The sequence below is a fragment of the Sphingobacteriales bacterium genome, from assembly GCA_016700115.1.
Lineage (GTDB): Bacteria > Bacteroidota > Bacteroidia > Chitinophagales > UBA2359 > UBA2359.
In genome coordinates this window covers 2,147,110-2,170,584 of sequence record CP064999.1, presented here as the reverse complement: position 1 = coordinate 2,170,584, position 23,475 = coordinate 2,147,110, and the positions used below count along the sequence as shown (strand labels likewise).

Genomic DNA, 23,475 nt, shown 5'->3' with positions numbered 1-23,475 from the left:
ACAAGGCTTGCTTACCTGATTTTACTCTTGTTATGATACGACTTAGAATAGGGCTCTATTAAATCTTCACAAGAAATTCTTCGGTAACTTTTTTCGTAGATTTCAGTTTCTGTTATTCGATATAGATAGCAAATGTAGTTTTTTTTGTGCTGAAAACTCGTACTCAGAGTAAATTTATTTTTCACAGTTAATTTCATACAACCCTTTTAAATAAAAGGTTTTCAACAGTATTTATACAATTTGTTTTGTACAATTTACCGAAAATGTATTTTTATCAACGAAGAAGTTGATGGACTTTTGTATCATCAATTTACTCACGCTAAAAATTTGAAGCATGAAACGTTTAAATGCAATAGTAAACAAGGCAATTCTCGCGCTGGTATTATTTGGCTTCACCTTATTGGGAGGTATTATCTTCCAATCTGCAAACGCTCAAACAGATACTACTTTGGTTGCAGTAGATGATTATGTCAATGTTAATGCTGCAAGTGTTACAATTGCAGTAATGAGCAATGATATCTTACCCGCTTTAGGTGCGTCTTTAGTCAGTATCGGATGTGGACCTTCTTATGGGACAGCCTTTATGAATCCTGCCGGAGTAATCACCTATTCATTCAGTGCCGGTGCAATTATGAATGATGAGTTTTGCTATGTAATTTGCGACTTCAATTCAGTTTGTGATACGGCTATGGTCTATATTATCGTTTCCACAGGTCCGGGCGCTCCGGTGGCAAACGATGATTATGTTCAAACAGAAACTGATAGTGCAGTTACGATCTTCCCGATGTTGAATGATGAATTTGACAGCAGTGTCAGCATTTCCATCAGCTCCCCCCCTATCAATGGCACAATAAGTGCTACCGGAAGCGGGGCATTTGCCTATATTCCAAATCCCGGTTTTGAAGGGGATGATTTCTTTACCTACACGATATGTAACACTATGGGCGACTGTTCGACAGCCACGGTATATATCTATGTGGGTACATCAATAGGAGGTGAAGCACCAATAGCTGTTGACGACACTTTTTATACTTATACCGATATGCCAATTGTTATCCATGTTTTGGGCAATGATATCTGGTCTCCGGCAATGGTTATTGATATTGTCAGTATTTCAGACCCTGAAAACGGCACTATAGTAGAAGGTGCAATCGCATTGTATTATACGCCCAATCCGGGCTTTACCGGAATTGATCAGTTTACTTATGTAATTTGCACAGGAAACACTCCGGAATACTGCGATACCGCATTGGTTACCATTATTGTTGAGTCCGATACCACTACCACAGGCTGTAATACCTTCTCTTGTGTATGGCCTGGAGATGCCAACAACAATGGCATAGCCAACAACTATGATATCCTAACCATTGGTTTGGGCTATGGATTTACAGGCCCGGCAAGAACTGACGCTTCCCTCGACTGGATAGGCCAATATGCAGACAATTGGGACGACTTTCTGGGAACTGCCGGTACTGTTGGTTTCTTAAATGCCAAATTTGCTGACTGTGACGGAAACGGCATCATAGAAGCTGCCGACACCTTAGCGGTTTCACTAAACTACGGCATGACCCATGGAAAAAACGAAGGAGATGCTGACGAAGATTCCCCGGTTCTTACTTTTGAATTGCCATTAGATGTTGAAGAAAACACCTGGGTTTCTGCAGATGTAATTTTGGGTAATGCTACTAACGGCATCTCCGATATTCACGGGCTTGCATTTTCATTTGCCTTTGATGCCGGTCTTGTACAAGCCTCTTCTGTCAGTTTTACCTTCGATTCAGATTCATGGTTGGGCAGCCCGGAAAACCTGAGTTTTTCTAAAAGACTCACTGATGGCAATGCAGATGTTGCCTATACCCGTACTGACAGAAACAATGTTTCGGGATATGGTAAAATAGGAACCGTTAATTTCTTTGTGATTGATAATATTGACGGCAAAAATGAAACTGCACCTTTGCTCGAAATCTCTGCAAGCAATGCTTATATGGTCAATGCAGAGGGTATTTTAACACAATTGAATACGTTGTCTGCTTCTACTGAAATTAGTACCAGCATTATTCCAAATCAGCCTACTCTGATTGACGGCATTAAAGTTTACCCAAATCCTGCCAATGTCAACAGTGAGATATTTATTTCTGCCGGCAACGCTCAGGTGAACTACATTACTGTTATAAATGCCGCGGGACAAACAGTATTTGCTTCTAAAGTTGATGACAGTACGAGCATAAAACTAATGACAAACGGTTATGCTCCCGGTTTGTATCTGATGCAATTGCAAACAAATGAAGGAATAATCAGTCGTAAAATTATTCTAAACGACTAATATTGCAGGAAATGGCACTTTGATAGAGTTGCTATTGATTGAATCAAAAAAGGCACTTCGAGTATTCGAAGTGCCTTTTTTTAATTGTTTTTTTGAAGAGCCAGCGGAGGGACTCGAACCCCCGACCAGCTGATTACAAATCAGCTGCTCTACCAACTGAGCTACGCTGGCGGCGTTTGCCCGTAAAGCGGGGCAAAGGTAGAATCAAAAATTTTATTTAGCAACAATTGGTTCCTTAATTTGTAAAAAAATCCTGCAGGCTTTTAAAATGAGCTAAAACTTACTTTGCAGAATTGATGCGGCAGCAGTTGTCCTATTGTCTATGCCGCATAATCGGCATAATGAGCATCAGCAAATGTTCATCCGTTTCCTGAGTTGCCGGAAGCACAAGTCCTGCCTTAAAAGGAACAGAAAGTTCAATTCGAACTTCGTCTGTTTCAATCGCTGACAACATTTCAATCAGAAACCGGGCGTTGAAAGCAATTTCAAGTTCTTCACCCTGATAGTCGCAGGCTATGTTTTCATGTGATTCTGTTGCAAAATCGAGGTCTTGCGTATTTAGCTTCAGTGTGTTTTCTGAAAGTGTAAAAACGACTTCAAAAGTTGATTTGTTGGAAAAAATGACGGCCCGCTTGGTAGCGTTAAGCAATTCATTTCGGTCAACTGTAATGATATTGTGATTTTTTGTTGGAATAACAACGGAATAGTCCGGAAACCGCCCTTCGACTAACAGACAATTCAACTTAATCGATTCAAAGGTAAAAAGGGCATTAGAGGCGTTATAGGTAAGATGGACAATGGTATTGGCGGGCAATGCATTTTTAAGAAGGGTCAGGGCTTTTCGGGGCAAAATAAAGGATACATTTTCAGTATAGGTTTGTGCAGTATGTTCGAGTTTTACTAATTTGTGGGCATCGGTCGCGACAAAAACTGCACCGTTTTCATCAAATTTGCAAAAAATTCCGGTCATTGCCGGTCTTAGTTGATCTGTGCCTGTAGCAAACAGCGTTTTTGTTGCAGCAGCCAATAAAAGGTCTGAATTTAGCGTAATGGTCTGTGCACCGGATAAAGTTGTCATTTCGGGAAATTCGGCTGCATTTTCTCCGGCAATTTTATACTCTCCGTTTTGCGAACGAATGATAATAGCACCGGTTTCTTCATCTACCACAAAGGTCAAAGGCTGTTCGGGAAGGTTCTTAATTACTTCGGTCAGCATTTTTGCAGGAATAGCAATTGCACCATCTTCAGTCCCCATCACTTCGACATCGGTATGCATGGTTAATTCCATATCACTGGCGATAATACTAAGAGTAGATCCGTCAAGTTCAAACAAAAAATCGCTCAAAATGGGCATAACCGCCCCTGCCCCTACAGCTCCATTGACTAATTGCAATTGTTTTTGCAGGGTATTGGTAGAGATTGTAAACAGCATAAAATTAAGTTATGATGGAGTTAAAAATAAAAATTGGGAATTAGGTTTTGTCTCAACAGCAATTTTTAGAAAACCCTGTAAAAGTAAAATAATAGAATGAGGTAAACAAATAAACAAGGTAATTAAGAAATGAAAAAGCCGGCAACCAATCCTTGACGAATTCAGTTAACCGGCGTTAAAATTCAGATATATTGGCTTAAAAGATTTAATACACTAAAGGCAAATGACCAACTTTATGCACTGCAGCTTTCACAATCGGGATTATCAATACTACAAACCTTGGCGACCATTGCAACTACTTCTTCATCGGTAATAGTAGAAGGTGCTTCGTTGTTATCTTCTGTTTGTGGACGACGCAATCGCGTTACATCTACTGTAAATTTAATCGGGTCGGCAGCGGGCCGGGTACGCAGATAATACATTCCTGTTTTAAGCCCTCTTTGCCAGGCATAAAAATGCAAACTGGAAAGTTTCTTATAGTTAACATCCTCCATAAACACATTCAGACTTTGGCTTTGGCAGATAAAAGGCCCCCTGTCGGCAGCATAGTCAATCAGGGTTTTCTGTTTAATTTCCCAGGTTGTTTTATACAATTCCTTAATCTCGTCCGGAATACCTTCAATGTTTTGAATAGAACCGTTGTTGGCAATTAACGAGTTTTTCAGGTCATCATCCCAAAGACCTAATTCAATGAGATCTTTCAATAAGTGTTTATTTAGAAGAATAAACTCACCACTCAATACGCGGCGGGTGAAAATATTGGACATATAAGGTTCAAAACACTCGTTATTGCCTAATATCTGAGAAGTGGATGCGGTTGGCATAGGTGCTAAAAGCAGGCTATTGCGCAATCCATACTTCATTATGTTTGCCTTTAGGGTGTACCAATCCCACCGGTCTCCCGGTTCAACTCCCCACATATCATATTGCAATACGCCACCACTTGCCGGCGAGCCTTTAAAGGTTTCATAATGACCATATTGTTGCGCAAGCTCACAGGAAGCAGTTAGTGCTGCGTGGTAAATGGTTTCAAAAATTTCCTTGTTGAGCTTTCGGGCTTGTTCGCTTTCAAACGGCAACCGCAACAACAAAAAGGCATCTGCAAGCCCTTGCACTCCGATTCCGATAGGGCGATGCCTCATATTTGAACGTTTTGCTTCCGGTACAGGGTAGTAGTTTATATCAATCACCTTGTTCAGGTTGCGCGTAACTGTTTTGGTGATTTCGTGCAGTTTTTGATGGTTAAACGCTCCGTTTTCCACCATTTTCGATAAATTGATGGAAGCGAGATTGCAAACAGCGACCTCGTCTTTGGAAGTAAACTCCATGATTTCCGTACATAAATTGCTCGACCTGATAGCGCCTAAGTTTTTTTGATTGGATTTCCGGTTCGCTGCATCTTTGTAAAGCATATAGGGGGTTCCGGTTTCGACCTGAGAATCGAGAATAGCAAACCAAAGGTCCTGAGCTTTGATGGTTTTACGCGCCCTGCCCTCCCGTTCATACTGTTCATATAACCGTTCAAATTCTTCACCGTAGCTGTCATAAAGTCCCGGCGCTTCGTTGGGACAAAACAATGACCACATTTCGTCTTTCATCACCCGCCGCATAAACAAATCGGGAGTCCATAGGGCATAAAACAAATCTCGGGCGCGCATTTCCTCTTTACCGTGATTTTTTTTCAGTTCGAGAAAATCGAAAATATCTGCGTGCCAGGGTTCGAGATAAACGGCAAATGCACCTTTGCGTTTTCCGCCGCCTTGGTCAACATAACGGGCAGTTGTATTGAAAACCTGCAACATAGGCACCAATCCATTAGATTCGCCATTGGTTCCTTTGATATAGCTCCCTTTTGCCCGGATATTGTGGATGCTTAGTCCGATACCTCCTGCAGATTGAGAAATTTCTGCACATTGTTTCAAGGTGTTGTAAATTCCCTGTATGCTATCGTCCTGCATGGTCAGCAAAAAACAACTCGACAACTGGGGTCGTGGTGTGCCTGCATTGAATAAAGTAGGGGTTGCGTGTATGAACCACTTTTGTGACATCAGGTGATAGGTTTCAATTGCGGCATCAATATCTTCATAATGAATACCAACAGCTACCCGCATAAACATGTGCTGCGGCCGTTCAACAATAAATCCATGCATTTTGAGCAAGTATGAGCGCTCGAGGGTTCTGAAACCAAAATAATCAAAATCAAAATCACGAGCGTAATCAATAGCATTGTCTAACCGTTCTTTGTTGGCCTGAACAATATCGTAAAGGCGTTTTGAAACCAAAGCAGCTTTCCCAACTTTGGAGTCAACATACCTGAACATGTCTTTAATATTTCTGGAGAATGATTCCCGGGTGTTTTTATGCAGGTTTGAAACGGCAATGCGGGCAGCCAATATGCCATAATCGGGATGAATAGTAATCATGGCTGCTGAGGTTTGTGCAGCTAAATTGTCCAGTTCGGTGGTGGTAATCCCATCCCTCAGACCTTGTACCACTTTTTGGGAAATACCAACCGGTTCAACCAGGTTGTTTAACCCGGTGCAAAGGTTTTGAATACGCTTCAAAATCTTGTCAAATGAAACTGATTCCCTTTTTCCGCTGCGTTTGATTACAAACATATCTGTTTTTGTTTTTTGTTTGGGTGAATGTTTGTGTTTATAATTATGTCCCTTGCTAAATATTTTTATATTTTGGTCTATATGCGCAAAAAACCATGCCACGCTTGTAAAAAGCAGTGACATGGGTTAGAAAACATGCGCCAACCCTGTTAAACAGGGCATTATTAAAAAACGGAAATTCTCAACTATAAAAAATACTCTATTTAAAAATCTTCATCCAACGCAAAAACCTGAGATGATTTTTCGGCCATCACTCCTGATTTTTGATATTCTGAAACTCTGTTTTCGAAAAAGTTGGTTTTCCCCTGCAAACTGATCATCTCCATAAAAGGGAAAGGATTTGAGGCTTGATATACCTTTTCATACCCCAAAGCTACAAGCAACCTGTCCGCGACAAACTCAATATATTGCTGCATCAGTTCGGCATTCATACCTATCAGCGAAACAGGAAGCGCATCTGTAACAAACTCTTTTTCGTAATCTACTGCTTCGCAAATGATGACTTTGACCTCTTCATAACTGAGTTTGTTTTGCAACATTCCGTAAAGCAGACAGGCAAAATCGCAATGAAGCCCTTCATCCCTGCTTATAAGTTGATTGCTAAAAGCTAAACCGGGCATCAGGCCACGGTTTTTAAGCCAAAAAATGGAACAAAAACTGCCACTGAAAAAAATGCCTTCGACAGAAGCGAATGCTATCAACCGATGCGCAAACGTTGGGGCATCCTGAATCCAACGAAGTGCCCAATCTGCTTTCTTTTTTACACAGGGTACCGTTTCAATGGCATTAAACAAATAGGTTCGTTCAGAAGGATCTTTGATATAAGTATCTATCAGCAAGCTATAGGTTTCGGAATGAATATTTTCGATGGCAATCTGAAAACCGTAAAAACAACGCGCTTCCGGTATTTGAACATCGTTCATAAAATTGATGGCAAGGTTTTCATTCACAATGCCGTCACTTGCTGCAAAAAAAGCTAAAATGTGTTTTATAAAATGTTTCTCATCTTCATTCAACTTTGCCCAATCGGTCAAATCCTGTGAAAGGTCAATTTCTTCGGCCGTCCAAAAACTCGCTTCGGCCTGTTTATACATTTTCCATACATCGGCATACTTAATCGGAAAAAGAACAAACCGGTCTTTGTTCTCCATCAAAATTGGTTCTGTTGAGTTCATTTTTTAAACTGAAATCTTATTTTGAAACAAATTGGTTATCAAATTAGCCCCTTTTCAGGGCAGGGATGTTCGACTATGGCAGAAGTGCTACGCTAAGGTACGGGGTTGAATTTTTTGTCCTAAAAAAAAGTTATCCCATCTGTTGTGGATAACTTGAAAAATCTATGACAAAAGTCAGGCTTTGATCCGTTTTTTTCCAACATTTAAACGCTTTGAAGCAAAACCTTATGATGTTGGAAACTGTTACAATCCGTCATACAACAAATCAAAAAAATTGCGTTCGTTTTTTATTGATATTCAAGCTTTAAGCAAGCGCTAAAACCTGATAAATATATCCGTCTATGATTGATACCCTTGAATATGTAGTGCTGGTCAATAAAAAAGGTAAAGTTCTGGGAACAGAAGAGAAAATGGCAGCCCATCAAAAAGGGTTGTTACACAAGGCTTTCAGTGTGTTTATTTTTAACAGTAAGGGGCAAATGCTTTTGCAGCAAAGGGCATTAGATAAATATCATTTTGGTGGTTTGTGGAGTAATAGCTGTTGCAGTCATCAAAGATTGAAGGAAGCCGACGAAGCTGCCGCACATAGAAGAGTGAAAGAAGAACTGGGATTTGAAACCCCGCTAAAGGAGGTGTTTACCTTTATATACCGTGCAGAAGACGAGGCAACCCAACTGATAGAACATGAATTAGATACTGTATTTGTAGGTATTTATGACGGCGACACTTCGATGTATAACCGCTCCGAAGTTCAGGCTATTCGTTGGATAAGTATGCCTGAACTATTCAAAGACCTTAACGAGTTTCCGGAAAATTATACCTTTTGGTTTAAAACCGCCTTACTCGAACTAACCTCCAAAAACCTGTTGTCGGTATTCGCAATCAGAAAGCTGTTTGCTTAACTTACCCTTTCAAATTTATAGACAGGACAAAACAGGCTGGATTGTTTTAAGCTACAAAAAAGGCTTCTCCTGTCTAAGATATTCTCCTTTTTACTAAAAAAATCCCTTATCCTGCCTAGATTTAAAAGAGCAGCTTTAGTAAAAATGTGTTCTTAGGGAAAATATTAAAATTTTGAACAACAAATTTAAAAAATATGAGAGCGGTGTAGTTTATTTGCGGTGGAATATACCCTGATTAGATGGTTTTGGTATTTAGGTATCTACTAGTGCACGGGTACAAAGACCTTAGTATTCTCTTTTAATAAAGAAATTGCGAATTAAATTGAAGATCAATGAATGTTCCGGGCAATTTTGGGAAACTCAAGCAAGGCATAACACCGATGTATTGTAGCGACTATTACAAACAATACATGACCTGATAACTTTGAAGCAACAGAAAATCAGACAAATTATTTTAAATATTCAAAAAGCAAATGCAATGAACAATCAGAAAATTACCCCTTGTCTTTGGGTTGAAAAAGATGCTAAAGCAGTGGCAGAATATTACCTCTCTATATTTAAGGAGGGTACGCTGAAAGACTATCAGTTGTTTGAAAATATGCCATCAGCAGATGGTACAGGCAATGATGGAAGTTTTGAAACCGCTGTCATGGAGCTGTCAGGAGTGGAATTTTCAATTCTTGCCGCAGGTCCGATGTTTAAATTCAATGAAGCTATTTCACTCGTGATAAATTGTAAAGACCAGGAAGAGGTGGATTACTATTGGGAAGCACTTACTTCTAACGGCGGCGAAGAAGGGGTATGTGGATGGTGCAAAGATAAGTATGGTTTGTCGTGGCAGGTTGTTCCCGTTGAATACTTTGACCTGATTCATAGCGATGATACCGCGGTGAGGCAGAAAGCGATAATAAACACATTTAAGCAAAAAAAATTAATACTTTCAGAGCTTAAATAAATGAATAATGGGGTCAAAGAAATCGTAAAAGCAGAGCTTTGATCAAGGTACCCAGTACTGGGTTCTAAGGCAACACTCCTGTGTTTGAGTTATAGCTTAATAGAATCAAATCATGCAAACTGACCTGATTATGGGCTTTTAATAGGTTTTGAATAAATTAACCTGACTTATGCCTATTGTTGCTTTTGGTTTTCTTTGAGTTGTTCAATAACTAAAAGGCATTGCTAAAATAAGAACTTATAGATTTTTTATGAAACAATTGTGTTTATTTCGGAATATAGTGTTTTTGAGTTATCGTGTTCTTTCACCTGAAACAATATAATTGAAGCAAATAGCAATGCTCTAATCTATATACCTTTACAGATAGAATTATGACCAACATACATTTTCATTCCGTTTAAAGATACCGGTCTCGATTGGATTTTAAAGTTATTTACAGATATCGTGGGGCTCTCTTCCTTAGCAGATAATATATCTCCCGACAAACGCGTGCATTTGACAAACCATATATTCTATAAAATAGATGACAAAGCGGATGCCTTGCATATTGAAAATATTAAAACTATCGGCGATTCATAAATGGCTGTTGATGGGCTGAATTCTGAAAGTTCCGGAGCAGAAAGCTTTGCAAAATTGCGCTTGAAATCTGTCTTTTTTGATAATGACCTAACGTCTATCAAAATAAAAAAAGATGGCTTACCCTAAGACTGTGCTGATTACTTTCAATAGCATCAGTGATTTTTTACTTTACTGAGTATCCCCCCGTTTGCTTCTTTGACTTGTTGAATGTAGATAAATGCCAAAGGGTCTAATTTAATGACCGCCTCTTTTATTCTTAACAGTTCAAGTCTTGTAACAATAGTGACAACTACATCACATTCAGTACGGACTTCAAAACTGTCCGGTAAATATCCTTTTTCACCTTTTAAAACGGTGATGCCTTTGCCAAACCCCTTGACGATAAGTTCTTTTATCTCATCACTTTTAGATGATATGATATGAAGCGAAGTGTAATGTTCAAAGCCATCTGTTACATAGTCCAAAGCTTTGATTGCTGCGAAGTAGGTAACAATAGAATACAATGCTGTTGTAATGCCGAACGAATAAGCGGCTAATAAAAATAAAGTACTATTCATGGCAAAAATTACCTCCGAAGTGTCTAACCCAATTTTTCGGATAGTCAATGCTGCAAGTACTTCTGCTCCATCTACCGTTGAGCCTCCCCGCATACAAAATCCAATTCCTAATCCTATCAACCCTCCTCCAAATAATGCAATTAACAGCCTGTCGGTTGTAACAGCATCAATATGAATTACTGACATACAGACAGCCAGCATGACGATGCTGATACAGGATTGTACGGTAAAAGTTATGTCGAATATGCGATTAGCCAGAAATAGAAAAGGAATATTAAAAATAATGATTAACATTGCAAAGGAAAGATGTGTTATTTCATGCACCAATATAGAAATACCGGTAACTCCTCCATCCAGAAATTGATTCGGAATCATAAATCCTTTTAGTGCAAAGGTAACTAACCCCACTCCTAACACATTGAATAAAATATGCTTGACTTTGAAAATCTCATTCCAGTTAATTTTATCTTTTTTTATTTGCATTAGATTCAATGTTACTTGTGTTTGATTTGAATTTTGTTTTAGGAATTCCTGTATTTGTTTTACCCGATTTGCACTTTACTAAAGTTTGAATTTTTAGTGATTTTACCGGAACAAGAACATCGGCAAATTTACTAAATAATCAACACAGCCAAAATTTTTGTTCATGTTCTGACCGTTATTCCTTTTTAAAGCACTTAATTCCTGACATCTACATGGCTCTTTTTTGTTTTTTTTAAGCCTTTTCAATTTGCACTCTTTTAAAAACCAGTATAGGTTAAATTTGCTTTTCAAAAAGATCAGTATTCTATGTGTTTCCAATGCTCAGTAAGAAACTTATCATATTTTTGAAGGGCAAAATAAATAGCATCATTTACGTTCAAAACTTAAATCTGGCACATGACCCCTGAACATCTGACCACTTTGGTAGCAGATTTAGAGGCATTCGTTAATAATGGGAAGATGGCACAAGCAGAAGCAACTGCTTCAGAGCTTTTGGACAACCCAAAACTTATAAAGGAACCAGAACTGAATGCAAGAACTCTAGTATGCCTGTCTCTAATATATTTAAAACGGCATGAACTAAAAAAGGCTCTTGCCAATGCTTTGCAAGCGCAAAAATTGGCAAAGCAATGCTCCAACAAAATTATCTTTCTCAAATCACTCTTGCAAAGCGGAGTAGTATATCACCAACTTTCTGATTTTCAAAAAGCCTTGGATACTCAACACCATGCCTTAGAACTTGCAAAAAAACTGGAAAGCAAACAAGACATTGTTAAAGCTCTAAATTCTATAGGTGTCATTTATAGTGATATGGCAGATTATGTCAAAGCTTTGGAATTTCTTCATCAATCTTTGATATTGACTAATGAGCTGGAAGATACCGAAAGTATTTTAGTCAGTACCGGAAACTTAGGAGTTGTTTACAGAAAAATTTCCGATTTCCCAAAGGCTATTGAGTATTATCACCGCGCTTTGGCTTTGTCTGAAAAAATTGGAGACAAGCGTGGAATTGCTAAAAGTATGGGGAACCTGGGGGTTGTCTATAATGAACTTTCCGATTATTCCAAATCGTTAGAATTTACATACCACGCATTGGCATTGTTTGAAGAATTAGGTGATAAAGCAGGTATTGCAAGAAATAAATGTTACCTCGCTCATGCGTATCATAATCTACAAGACTACCCGAAAGCTTTACAACAACTTCAGGAAGCATTGTTGTTGTTTGAAGAAATGGGACATAAAAACAGTGTTGCAACTCAAACAAGTAATATTGGTGCCGTTTATAGCCTAATTCCCGACTTTCAAATGGCATTGGATTATTTTCACCGCGCCATGGTTCTGAATGAATCGCTTGGTAACAAACGCGACGTGGCGATTAACGGAGGGAATATCGGTAAAATTTATGCAACCAAAGAATTTGAGGGCTATAACCCCGGTAAAGCAGAGGATTACCTGCTAAAGGCAATCGCAATGAACAAAGAATTAGGTATCAAAAAAGTTCAGAGCACTTATGAAAGGTCCCTTTCTGATTTATACAAAATTGAAAAACGCTGGGAAGAATGTCATCGGCATTTTGAAAATTTTTATGAGTTGGAAAAAGAACTACATTTAGAGGATGCAAAGAAAAAAGCAGAACAACTGAGTTATGAACGACAAGAAGCTGAACGCGAAAAACAACAGGCAATAGCTAAAGCAAAGCATGAAGCAACCGAACAGTTGTTGTTTAACGTACTCCCCCCTGTCATCGCCCAACGAATGTTGGACGGAGCCACTATTATAGCTGAAAAGTTGCCCTCTGTTTCGGTTTTATTTGCCGATATAGTAGGATTTACCCGACTGTCGCAACGTATAACCCCTGAACAAATAATTCAAGGGTTAGATCGTATTTTCAGCGAATTTGATACCCTTGCCGAAAAATATAATCTGGAAAAAATCAAAACAATCGGCGATTGTTATATGGTTGTCGCAGGTGCGCCAAAAGCACGTTCTGACCATGCTGAGGTAATCGCGCTCTTTGCACTTGATATGCAAAAAGTTATAAAGAAATACAAAGCCATAAGTACAGGAGAGGAGATTATGATGAGAATAGGTATTCATACCGGCGAAGCCATAGCCGGAGTTATCGGAAAGAAAAAATTTGCCTATGACCTTTGGGGAGATACCGTAAATACGGCAAGCAGGATGGAATCTCATGGCGTAGAAGGTAAAATTCATGTCAGTGCAGAATTTGCAGATGCTTTAAAAGAAACCTCATTCCAGTTTATCTTAAGAGGTGAAATGGATGTTAAGGGCAAGGGAATTATGAAAACTTATTTCCTCTCTGAATCTTTAACGGAAGCAAACAATTAAACTAACGTGAGCAATTTTTTAAGTGACTATAGGAAAGGATTTTTGATTTTTATTGTGAAAAGGGAGTGATGAAGCCTTAGTTTCCTGTTTTCAGCTTCAAACTGGATAAAAAAACTCTTCAACTTCTAAAGAAACTCGGCAAATAATATCTACCTTCATATTTGAAGAATTAAGAAATTTATTGTTTGATGTTCACCTGCTTTCGCATTACTTTATTCTCCATTTTTTTGGTTTTTAAACACTTTCTCTAATCCGTTATTCATGGCAAAATAAAGAAAACCTGAAAATCAATAAGTATTATGACTGCCTTAGAAATTGAACACCGACTAATTGAAGCTGTTTCGGACATAAAAAAAGGTCAATTTGAATCTGCAGACAAACTTGTGTATGATTTGGATCATCTTTTTACTTCATCTGCAAATCTTGAAAAGTCTGCAATTGAGATTAAACGCATTGAAACAATCTTTGAACTTATTAAAGCAGCTAACGAAGTTAATAATTTAAGTCATGCACTTCAATATCTACTGCCCTTACAAGACCAAATAGAGGATATTAAACAGTTTAAATTGAAGGGATTTGTTCAGGAGATTGCAGGAAGTGTGTATAGTTCATTAGGCGACTATCCAAAGGCGTTTGATTATTACGAAGCAGCTCTAAATTCTTTCGTCGAAGCAAACCATTCTGAACGAATTGGATCTACAAAAAACCAAATCGCAATGCTTTATTATAACCTTGGTGAATATTCACTGGCGTTACAATACATGGAACAAGCACTACAAACCATCGAAAAACAAGAAAATCATGGATTGACAATTTCCATTCTTGGGAATATGGCAAACTCAAATCTTCAATTAAGGAATTTTGAAAAAGCCGAAACTTTGTATTCGGAAGCATTAAAACGTTCTGATTTATACGATTTAAAAAAGCAAACTGCTCATTTGACCGGAAATATGGGAGCACTTTTTCTTTATAAGAAGGAGTATGAGCGCGCAATGGAGTATTACCAACGTGCATTCGAATCATACACAACTTTAAGGGACGAATTGGGCCGCTCAAATGTCATGGGCAACATGGGAAGGCTTTATGCCGGAGAGGTCTTCTCGGGTTATGATGTGGTTAAAGGGGAAAAGTATCTGATGGAAGCCTATACCATTTGCGAACAAATAGGCAACAAAAGACATGCTTATGAATTAGCGATGGAATTGTCAGATATTTACGAAAGTCAACAGCGTTGGCAAGAAAGCTTGAATTATCACAAAAAATATCATCATTTGAAGAGTGAACTTGCTTCTGAAGAGTCTATCAGGAAAGCACAATTACTCGAAAATAACCGAAAAGTAGCAGAAGCTGAGCGTGACAGACAGGTAAAACTTGCCCGTTTTCAAGAGCAGGAGAAAATTTTACACAATATTCTTCCGGCTCAAATTGCTGAACGTATATTAAAAGGCGAAAAACAAATTGCAGATACTTGTGAAAAAGTTTCCGTTTTTTTCTGTGATATCGTTGGATTTACTAAGCTTTCTGAACACATTTCAGCACATGATTTAGTGAGTATTTTAAACGAAATTTTTTCAGAGTTTGACCAGATTGCTAAAGAATATAATTTGGAAAAAATCAAAACTATAGGCGATGCCTATATGGCAGTTGCAGGTGTACCAAAACCGGACACTAATCATGCCGAACATGCAGCCCTATTTGCTCTCAAGGTGATGAATTTCTTGAACAATTACGCAAGTAAAACAGGGCGTGTTCTTGAAATTCGTGTGGGATTACATTGCGGACATGCGGTAGCCGGTATAATAGGAGAAAGCAAATTTGCTTATGATTTATGGGGCGATGCTGTAAACACAGCTTCGCGTATGGAGAGTCACGGATTGCCCGGACGTATTCAGGTGAGCGAAGATTTTAAAAATGCCTTAACTAACTCCAACTTCTTCTTTGAAGAACGCGGAGAGTTGGAAATAAAAAGGCAAAGGAATAATGAAAACGTATTTTTTAAACGGAATTTAAACCCAGTACTTATAACGTTTACAGTTCATAATTAGCCCTGCCATATTTGACAAAACAGCTATTATGAAGGTCTTATAGCTAAACAGGTCGAACTAATTTGTAAATGTATCTGGTATTTCCGTCCTCATAGTTGGATTTATTCATCAAACCCAATCATTAATCGGTATTATATCTTGAAGTTATACGAAATCGAAGGAATGATGGGAAACAAAGAAGCTTGTCTTGGTTTGAAGGTAAGTGTTTGGTTCTCTTTATCCCTTATGTTGTCGTAATAGATAAAGAAGGCATTCCTGCGGTTGTAAACATTGTAAAAGCTGATGGACAACTCTGACTGAAATCTTTTTTTAGAAGCAAACCGTTTGATAAATCCGAGATCAAGCCGATGATAGTCGGGCATTCTGAAGCTGTTTTGACTGAGATAGTCCGGCACAATTTCGGGGTCGCTGAAATTGATGCCGTAGAGAAAAAACCGTCCGACTGCTAAATCAATTGCTTCACCGGTCCGGTAAATAAAATTGGCACTGATTAACCAGTTTCGGGGCAACTGATATTGGATTACGGCAGTTAATACATGGCGGCGGTCGAAATTAAAAGGGAATTCTTTACCGTTGTTTAAATCGGGAAACCTGCGATGTGCCCATGATAGGGTATAAGATAACCATCCGGTCAGGTTGCCTTTGGTTTTTTCTAACTGCCATTCTGCGCCATAACTCCTGCCGGATCCTACAGTGAGCCGCTCGTGATAGTTTGCATCAATAAACAAAAAATCCGCACCATTGCGGTAGTCTAATTGATTATGCAGCCATTTGTAATAATATTCGTTGGTAAAACTCACCCTGCCTTGGAACAAGGAAGCGGTCAGCCCGGCAGATACCTGATCGGCGGTTTGTGGCCGTACATTCTTGTTGGAAGGGAACCACGGGTCTAAAAAACTAAGATTGATAAACTTTACCTGATGCAGATATTGAGCCATGCGCGAATATCCTGCCTTTATAGAAAGGTTGTCATTTATCAGGTAATTAGCCGAAACACGAGGCTCGGCATTGAAATATTGTTGAGAGCCAACTGTTAAGAATCCGGACAATCGTATGCCGCTTTTAATTGCAAGACGGCTGTTTAGTTTCCAGATATGCGACAAATAGACGGCGGCTTCTTCTCCTTCATATCGCTGTTTTTCTCTGACCTGTGAAGCTTGATATAAGGTGTCTGTACTGGTTACGCCGGCAGAAAAATCAACTGGACGGATGGAGTGATGCGTAAAATGAATGCCAAACTTCAATTTATGCGCATCGGAAGCATACAGGTCATAATCTTGTTTGAGGCTAAAAGTATAAGTTTCGGTGCTGCTGGTAAATTCATAAAAATCATTGAAATTAAACCGGTCCCGATAGTTAAATCTGCTTGCTACAAATGTAGTATTTGAAAAAAGTGAAGGGTTATATACATGATTCCAACGCACGGTTCCGGTCAGGTTGCCCCAATTCAGTCCGTAATTCGTGTTTTCGGTCGGGTCGTTGTTAAACCTGAAAAAAAGTTTGTCGCGTCCAAGATAGCCGCTTACAAACAAGCGGTCTTTGTCGCTCAAAATATAGTTTAGTTTGACGTTGAGGTCATAAAAATAGTAATCGGGCATCGGATTCTCTTCCGGCAACAGGCGGTTAATCATAGGGGTAAACAAATCAACGTATGTACGCCGTCCACTCACAACAAATGAGCCCTTGTCTTTTACCATTGGCCCTTCAACTGTCAGTCTTGATGCAATCAACCCAATTCCGCCCTGAACCCCAAACTTTCTCATGTTTCCATCCCGGGTTTGTATATCAAGGACAGACGAAAGCCGCCCGCCGTATTGAGCCGGAAAATCACTTTTATAAATCTCAAGGTTTTTGACAATGTCTGAATTAAATGTGCTGAAAAACCCAAATAAATGTTCCGGATTATAGACTGTCGCTTCGTCCAGTAAAATTAGGTTTTGATCATACCCTCCTCCTCGAACATAAATGCCACTGGATCCCTCTGAGCCGGTCTGCACACCGGCAGTAAGCTGAACCACTTTCATCACATCTGCCTCTCCAAACAGAACGGGAATAGTTTTAATGTTCTGAGAGGTAATTTTTTGCATCCCCATTTGGGTTGACTCTATGCGTTGCTTCACCACATCGTCAGTAATAACAACTTCCTGTAAAATTTGCTGTTGCATCCGGAGGTTAATCCCGATTACTTTATCAGCGATAGGTACTATATTGATCTCTGTCGTTTCATAACCTAAATAGCTGACCACAAAGGTCAGTATTTGATCACTTTGAGGAACTTTTAAAGAATAATACCCATAGACATTAGAGGTAGTGCCGGTTTCAGTGCCTTTTACATATACGCTTGCTCCAACCAGCGTTTCTAAACTTTCGGCATCTTTTACGTATCCGCTAATGACCACATTTGTAAGGGTTTGTGCTGATAACTGAAATGCAAAATTCAGTAATACAATTAAAGCGAATAAGTATTGTCTCAGCAAAGCTTTAAGTTTTAGGGCGCAAAAATACAATTACGGCAGGCAAGATAGCGCAATTTCGTTTAAAAAGTAAAGATGAACCGATGGTTAATGTTAAGATTCAAACTTGTGCTTCAGGCCTGAAGCATCTGATATCTCCTTATGATGTGCAGAAGTTTTAATGATTAATTTCCTGATGTTGTCCTCGTGCTTTCACAAACTGATGGCTATGTCTTACTTCGTCAATCACCATTTTACTGATGATTTCGTGCATCACCTCTGTTGTGCCGGCTCCTACTGTCATTAACCTGACATCGCGCAAGGCACGGGCGATGCCATAATCTTCCATATAACCCCATCCACCATGAATTTGAAGGGCTTCATTTACCACAAAAAACGTTTCTTCACAAATAAAAGCCTTAGCCATGCTGATAGTTTTTATAGCAGCCGGACCATGTTCAATAAACTCCTGAACAGCACGATAGGCAAACGTGCGGCTTGCTTCAAACGAAATGGCCATCTTTGCCATTTTATGCCGAATGACCTGAAAATTGCCGATAGGTCGTCCGAATGCTTCCCGTTCTTTGGCATATAAAATGGCTTTGTTTAATGCCCATTCTGATGTGGCTGCCCCCATGACACAAGCTATGAGCCGCTCTTCCTGAAGATTATTCATGATATAATAAAAACCATTGCCCTGTTGACCAATCAGGGCTGATTTTGGCACTTTACAATCTTCAAAAAACAGTTGGCCGGTATCTGAACTATGCATCCCAAGTTTGTTTTTAACCGGTAATGCCTTAAATCCCGGCAGGTTGGTATCAACAATCAACACACTCATATTATATCCCTCACCATGTCGAACGACTGTTACTACAAAATCAGCAAGAGTTCCGTTGGTGATAAACATCTTCGAACCATTTACCAAATAATAATCGCCCATATCTTTGGCAGTAGTTTTTATTCCTCCAACATCAGAACCCGCTCCCGGCTCAGTAATTGCAAGGGCTGCAATTTTTTCTCCTTTAAGAGCAGGCATTAGATACTGCTGTTTTTGCTCTTCTGTTCCAATGGCATTGATGAGTGGAAGCGGTAAATAGGTATGCGCATATAAAGACATGGCAAGCCCTCCTGCGTTAGAATGTGCCAGTTCTTCAGCTATCACCACAGCACCCCATAAATCCATCCCACTGCCCCCCATATTTTTCGGAAAATGTGACTCCTAAAAAGCCCTGCTCTCCCATCCTTTTAAAAATATGCGAAGGACATTCTTTTTCCAATTCCCACTCATCTATAAAAGGCACGATTTCCTGACCTATAAACCCTCGTATAGCTTGACGAAGTAACTCATGTTCTTCTTTAAATACATCGAAACTGTTCATTTTAAAAATTTTAGCTGATTTAACTCTGATTTTAATTACAGCGACAAATTTACAATGCACGCATTGATATAGTATCACTTTGGATAAATTTTTCTGTTTGAATTAACCGGTTTAACACATCAATGTGCTTGTCGTCTTTAAGTTGAGCAGAAAACTCAGGTCTCAAAGTATAATTTGGCTCATCTAATCACTTAGGCAACCTGATTTCAAACATATCTGTATCTTAAAAAATGAGGCTCTGTCTTTTCGGGGATAATGGATTGCTGTTTTCTAAAAACTGGAATGGTTATCTGGTTTCCCTACCCTAACAACGGTTGCAACCATTTTGCCATTTCTGTAACAGATAAGCCTTTTCGTAAAGCCAGATCTTCAACCTGCTCCATAGTAATTTGGCCTATTCCGAAATATTTAGATTCGGCATGGCTGAAGTACCAGCCGCTAACCGAAGCAGCCGGATACATGGCATAACTTTCAGTCAGGGATATGCCGGTATTTTTTTCGACCTGAAGCAAATTCCACAAGGTCTTCTTTTCGGTATGATCGGGGCAGGCAGGATAGCCCGGAGCCGGCCGGATGCCCTGATATTTTTCTGAAATCAACTCCTGATTGGTCAATTGCTCACTTTTGGCATATCCCCAAAGTTCGGTTCTGACAAGCTGGTGCATTTTTTCGGCAAAGGCTTCAGCTAACCTGTCGGCGAGTGCTTTGAGCAAGATGGCTTGGTAATCGTCATGTTGATGTTCAAAATGGGCAATCCATTTTTCAATTCCGAAACCTGTGGTAACAGCAAATGCCCCGATATAGTCCATCAATCCACTATTTTCTGGGGCGATAAAGTCGGCAAGGCAAAGATTGGACAGACCGGGAGCTTTTGCTGTTTGTTGCCGAAGATGGTGCAGGGTAACGGTACTTGTTTCGCTTGTATTAACCAATATGTCATTCCCAACCGTATTTGCCGGAAACAAGCCGACCACTGCTTTTGCAACCAGCCATTTTTCAGAGACTATTTGTTGCAGCAGGTTTTGTGCATCGCCAAAAAGCTGGGTTGCTTGTGTTCCTACAACTTCATCGGTCAGGATATCGGGAAATTTACCGGCTAATTGCCATGATTGGAAAAACGGGGTCCAGTCAATATAGGGAACTAACAGGTTAAGATCATAATTGTCAAAAACGGTAATGCCCAGTTTAGCGGGCACCGCCGGGATAAAATCTATCCAGTTCAGGGTAAGTTTATTGGCATAAGCCTGTTCGGGGGATAATAAATTTTTGGTTTTCTGTTTGTTCAAAAATCGCTCCCGAATGACATCATATTGCTGCCTGATTTGAAGAGTGTACTCCTTTTTCTGCTCTTTGCTCAACAAACTGCTCACTACCGGCACACTACGGCTGGCATCAAGCACATGTATCACCGGTGCACTGTATTGAGGTACAATTTTTACGGCTGTATGAGTTTGACTGGTAGTAGCACCTCCGATAAGGAGCGGTATAGTAAACCCCTGACGTTCCATTTCGGCAGCAACATTTACCATTTCATCCAACGAAGGGGTAATTAGTCCGCTAAGCCCGATGATATCTACATTTTCATTTTTAGCAACTTCCAGAATTTTTTGAACAGGGGTCATCACCCCAAGGTCAATGACCTGATAGTTGTTGCAGGCCAATACCACACCTACTATGTTTTTTCCAATATCGTGAACATCCCCCTTTACAGTCGCCAGCAACACTTTACCCTGCATTCTTCCGCTACCGGCTTTTTCGGCTTCGAGGTAGGGCTGAAGCCAGGAGACCGATTTTTTCATGACTCGTGCGCTTTTGACCACCTGCGGCAAAAACATCTTACCTGCTCCAAACAAGTCGCCAACCACATTCATTCCTGCCATGAGAGGCCCTTCAATCACCAACAACGGCTTGCCATACACTTTAAGCGCTTCTTCCGTATCTTGTTCAATGTAGTCTGTAATTCCTTTTACCAGGGCATATTTCAATCGTTCTTCTACCGTTGTTTCCCGCCAGGCCTCTTGTTCTTTAGCGGTATCTTTTGACTTACCTTTAATAGTTTGTGCATATTGCAATAACCGTTCTGCTGCTTCAGGATGACGGTTCAAAACAGCATCTTCGCAAAGCAGTCTCAAATGTGGTTCTATTTGTTCATAAACTTCAATCATTCCGGCGTTGACAATGCCCATATCCATTCCGGCCTGTATAGCATGGTTTAAAAAAACAGAGTGCATTGCTTCCCTTACCCGGTCATTGCCTCGAAAAGCAAATGAAAGGTTGCTAACCCCTCCACTGACCTTTACCAAATGCATGAGTTTTTTGATTTGCCGCGTAGCTTCAATAAATTCAACTCCATAATTGTTATGCTCTTCCATGCCGGTAGCAATCGCAAAGATATTGGGATCGAATATTATGTCTTGTGGAGGAAAATGAACCTGCTATGTCAGTATATGATATGCCCTGCTGCAAATAGCCACTTTCCGTTCGGCAGTATCTGCCTGTCCAATTTCGTCAAAAGCCATTACCACGACTGCTGCTCCGTACCTCCTTATAGTTTTTGCCTGTCTGACAAACACTTCTTCCCCTTCTTTGAGAGAAATAGAATTAACAACCCCTTTGCCCTGAAGGCATTTTAAGCCTGCTTCTATGACCGACCATTTTGAGCTGTCAATCATGATGGGAATACTTGAAATGTCGGGTTCAGCAGCTATCAGGTTTAGAAAATGCGACATTGCTTCTTCGCTGTTCAGCAGTGCCTCGTCCATATTGATGTCTAAAATCTGTGCGCCGTTTTCGACTTGCTGACGCGCAACAGCAAGGGCTTCCTCAAAACGGTTTTCTAATATCAACCGCATAAACTGACGACTACCCGTAACATTGGTTTTTTCGCCAATAGTAATAAAATTGGAACCCGGAAAAACAGTGAGTGCTTCTAATCCGCTCAGGCGGAGATAAGGTAAAATAACTGGATTTTGCATCTTATTAGTTTATTTGTTTACCGGCAGGCTAAACAATAAGCAAATCGGCCTGCTTTGCGGATTGCAAAGGTAATCAGAAAAAAACTATTCATCCCTGTTTTCATAATCAGGTACATCCGGAAGATAGATATAGGACTGATGCTCGTAATCAATTTTGCAACAAAAATGACGTATTCCATTGGTTACCAACAGAAAAGGTACCTGTAACGACATATTGTAACGCGCAATCTGATCAAAAGTATGTTGAGTAACGGGCACTTCCGGCGCTTTACATTCCGCAATCAAAAAAGGTTTCCGGTTTGAGTAATAGACTACCACATCAAACCTGCGCAACAGCCCGTTGAATTTTAACCCCCTTTCTACCGCAATCAACCCTTTGGGGCAATGACGCTGATTGACTAAAAAATGAATTAAATGTTGCCTGACCCATTCTTCGGGCGTGAGGATTATATATTTTTTCCGGATAACATCAAAAATGTAATGTTTGCCGTTTAGAACCCTCCGCTGTGCATCAAAATGTGGAAAATTAAGTTGGTTCATGCCATTTATCCTAAAAACGTTACAGGAATTTGCTGCAAATACATAGATACCATTAAAATAAAAAAAATTATTAAAAAACAGCCGTAAGAATGGAACATAATCCGTACTTTTTCCCTCAATATCGTTGTATGAATAAATTCGGTTGCATAAGCTGTATTTTTTTCAACATCAAATCACCTCTCCCATTTTGTACTTCTAAAAGGGGGTATTTTTAAAGGTTTTGACATTTCCTAACACACTTTTTAAGTCTTAATACATGAAAAAATTAAGTATTTGCTTGCTTTTGCTGAGTCTCATCAGTATCGCCTTCGTTGCCTGCAATCGTTCAGCGGGTGGCGCTATGGTAGAAATTCAATCCAAAAATTTTGAAAACGAAATTTTGCGGAATGAAAACCTCTCATTTACTTTCAACACAACTCTGGTTCCTGATTCGCTGCTGATGAAATGGGACAGTACTGCTTACATTCAATTCAACCCGGCCATACCCGGCCGTTTCAGATGGACATCCGGCAATACTTTGGTATTTTCTCCTTTCGAGGAGTTTGCTCCCAATTCCCAATTTACAGGCAAACTTACCAAAGATTTGTTAAAGCTATGCCGCTAAAGGCAATCAACTTTCACCCAATAACAGTTTTTCCTTTAACACACCATCCATCGGTATCAAGTCTTTTAATGCCTATTGGAAAAAGTCTTCCAACAGTGACAAA

At 39.6% G+C, this 23,475-nt stretch carries 13 protein-coding genes, 1 tRNA gene and 2 pseudogenes; 7 read left to right on the top strand and 9 right to left on the bottom strand.

The genetic code is table 11. The annotated features are described in order from the left end of the window. Positions 1-334: 334 nt before the first annotated feature. A complete protein-coding gene (locus IPM47_07695; GenBank protein ID QQS30799.1) occupies positions 335-2,323 on the top strand; it encodes a T9SS type A sorting domain-containing protein in 1,989 nt (662 codons plus the stop codon). Positions 2,324-2,421: 98 nt separating this feature from the next. On the opposite strand, the gene IPM47_07690 is transcribed toward IPM47_07695, so the two are convergent. The 4 genes from IPM47_07690 to IPM47_07675 all read right to left on the bottom strand — a co-directional run bounded on the left by IPM47_07690 (position 2,422) and on the right by IPM47_07675 (position 7,548). After that, positions 2,422-2,494, bottom strand: a tRNA-Thr gene (locus IPM47_07690). A 142-nt stretch (positions 2,495-2,636) separates the two neighbouring features. Beyond that, positions 2,637-3,755, bottom strand: coding sequence for a DNA polymerase III subunit beta (dnaN, locus tag IPM47_07685; protein QQS30798.1), 1,119 nt, complete (start codon positions 3,753-3,755; stop codon positions 2,637-2,639). A gap of 233 nt (positions 3,756-3,988) precedes the next feature. Next, on the bottom strand, positions 3,989-6,373 hold the full coding sequence (locus tag IPM47_07680) for a ribonucleoside-diphosphate reductase subunit alpha (GenBank protein QQS30797.1): 2,385 nt from the start codon (positions 6,371-6,373) through the stop codon (positions 3,989-3,991). 203 nt (positions 6,374-6,576) lie between these two features. Continuing rightward, on the bottom strand, positions 6,577-7,548 hold the full coding sequence (locus tag IPM47_07675; GenBank protein QQS30796.1) for a ribonucleotide-diphosphate reductase subunit beta: 972 nt from the start codon (positions 7,546-7,548) through the stop codon (positions 6,577-6,579). Between the two features lie 341 nt (positions 7,549-7,889). On the opposite strand from IPM47_07675, the gene idi reads away from it, so the two are divergent. The 3 genes from idi (at position 7,890) to IPM47_07660 (ending at position 9,984) form a co-directional block, all read left to right on the top strand. After that, positions 7,890-8,450, top strand: a complete 561-nt coding sequence (gene idi, locus IPM47_07670) for an isopentenyl-diphosphate Delta-isomerase (GenBank protein ID QQS30795.1) — start codon at positions 7,890-7,892, stop codon at positions 8,448-8,450. A gap of 478 nt (positions 8,451-8,928) precedes the next feature. Beyond that, positions 8,929-9,405 (top strand): VOC family protein, encoded by a 477-nt coding sequence (locus IPM47_07665; protein QQS30794.1) that lies wholly within the window; start codon positions 8,929-8,931, stop codon positions 9,403-9,405. A gap of 444 nt (positions 9,406-9,849) precedes the next feature. Continuing rightward, complete coding sequence (locus IPM47_07660; GenBank protein QQS30793.1) at positions 9,850-9,984, top strand: hypothetical protein; 135 nt, start codon at positions 9,850-9,852, stop codon at positions 9,982-9,984. A 152-nt stretch (positions 9,985-10,136) separates the two neighbouring features. Here the strand turns inward: IPM47_07660 and IPM47_07655 are convergent, their stop codons facing one another. Further along, positions 10,137-11,024 (bottom strand): YitT family protein, encoded by an 888-nt coding sequence (locus IPM47_07655; GenBank protein QQS30792.1) that lies wholly within the window; start codon positions 11,022-11,024, stop codon positions 10,137-10,139. Positions 11,025-11,420: 396 nt separating this feature from the next. Between IPM47_07655 and IPM47_07650 the strand changes: the two genes are divergently transcribed. Together IPM47_07650 and IPM47_07645 are read left to right on the top strand one after the other, a co-directional pair. Then, positions 11,421-13,373 (top strand): tetratricopeptide repeat protein, encoded by a 1,953-nt coding sequence (locus tag IPM47_07650; protein ID QQS30791.1) that lies wholly within the window; start codon positions 11,421-11,423, stop codon positions 13,371-13,373. Between the two features lie 299 nt (positions 13,374-13,672). After that, positions 13,673-15,418: a tetratricopeptide repeat protein gene (locus IPM47_07645; protein QQS30790.1), complete on the top strand. Its 1,746-nt coding sequence runs from the start codon at positions 13,673-13,675 to the stop codon at positions 15,416-15,418. Positions 15,419-15,549: 131 nt separating this feature from the next. Here IPM47_07645 and IPM47_07640 read toward each other — a convergent pair whose 3' ends face one another. The 4 genes and pseudogenes from IPM47_07640 to IPM47_07625 all read right to left on the bottom strand — a co-directional run bounded on the left by IPM47_07640 (position 15,550) and on the right by IPM47_07625 (position 22,768). After that, positions 15,550-17,895: a TonB-dependent receptor gene (locus IPM47_07640; GenBank protein QQS30789.1), complete on the bottom strand. Its 2,346-nt coding sequence runs from the start codon at positions 17,893-17,895 to the stop codon at positions 15,550-15,552. A gap of 154 nt (positions 17,896-18,049) precedes the next feature. Then, positions 18,050-19,253: pseudogene (locus IPM47_07635) on the bottom strand (acyl-CoA dehydrogenase family protein). A gap of 299 nt (positions 19,254-19,552) precedes the next feature. Beyond that, a pseudogene (gene metH / locus IPM47_07630) lies at positions 19,553-22,228 on the bottom strand (methionine synthase). Between the two features lie 84 nt (positions 22,229-22,312). Continuing rightward, positions 22,313-22,768 (bottom strand): type I restriction enzyme HsdR N-terminal domain-containing protein, encoded by a 456-nt coding sequence (locus tag IPM47_07625; protein ID QQS30788.1) that lies wholly within the window; start codon positions 22,766-22,768, stop codon positions 22,313-22,315. Between the two features lie 256 nt (positions 22,769-23,024). Between IPM47_07625 and IPM47_07620 the strand changes: the two genes are divergently transcribed. Further along, positions 23,025-23,372, top strand: coding sequence for a hypothetical protein (locus IPM47_07620; protein ID QQS30787.1), 348 nt, complete (start codon positions 23,025-23,027; stop codon positions 23,370-23,372). The last annotated feature ends 103 nt before the right edge of the window (positions 23,373-23,475 follow it).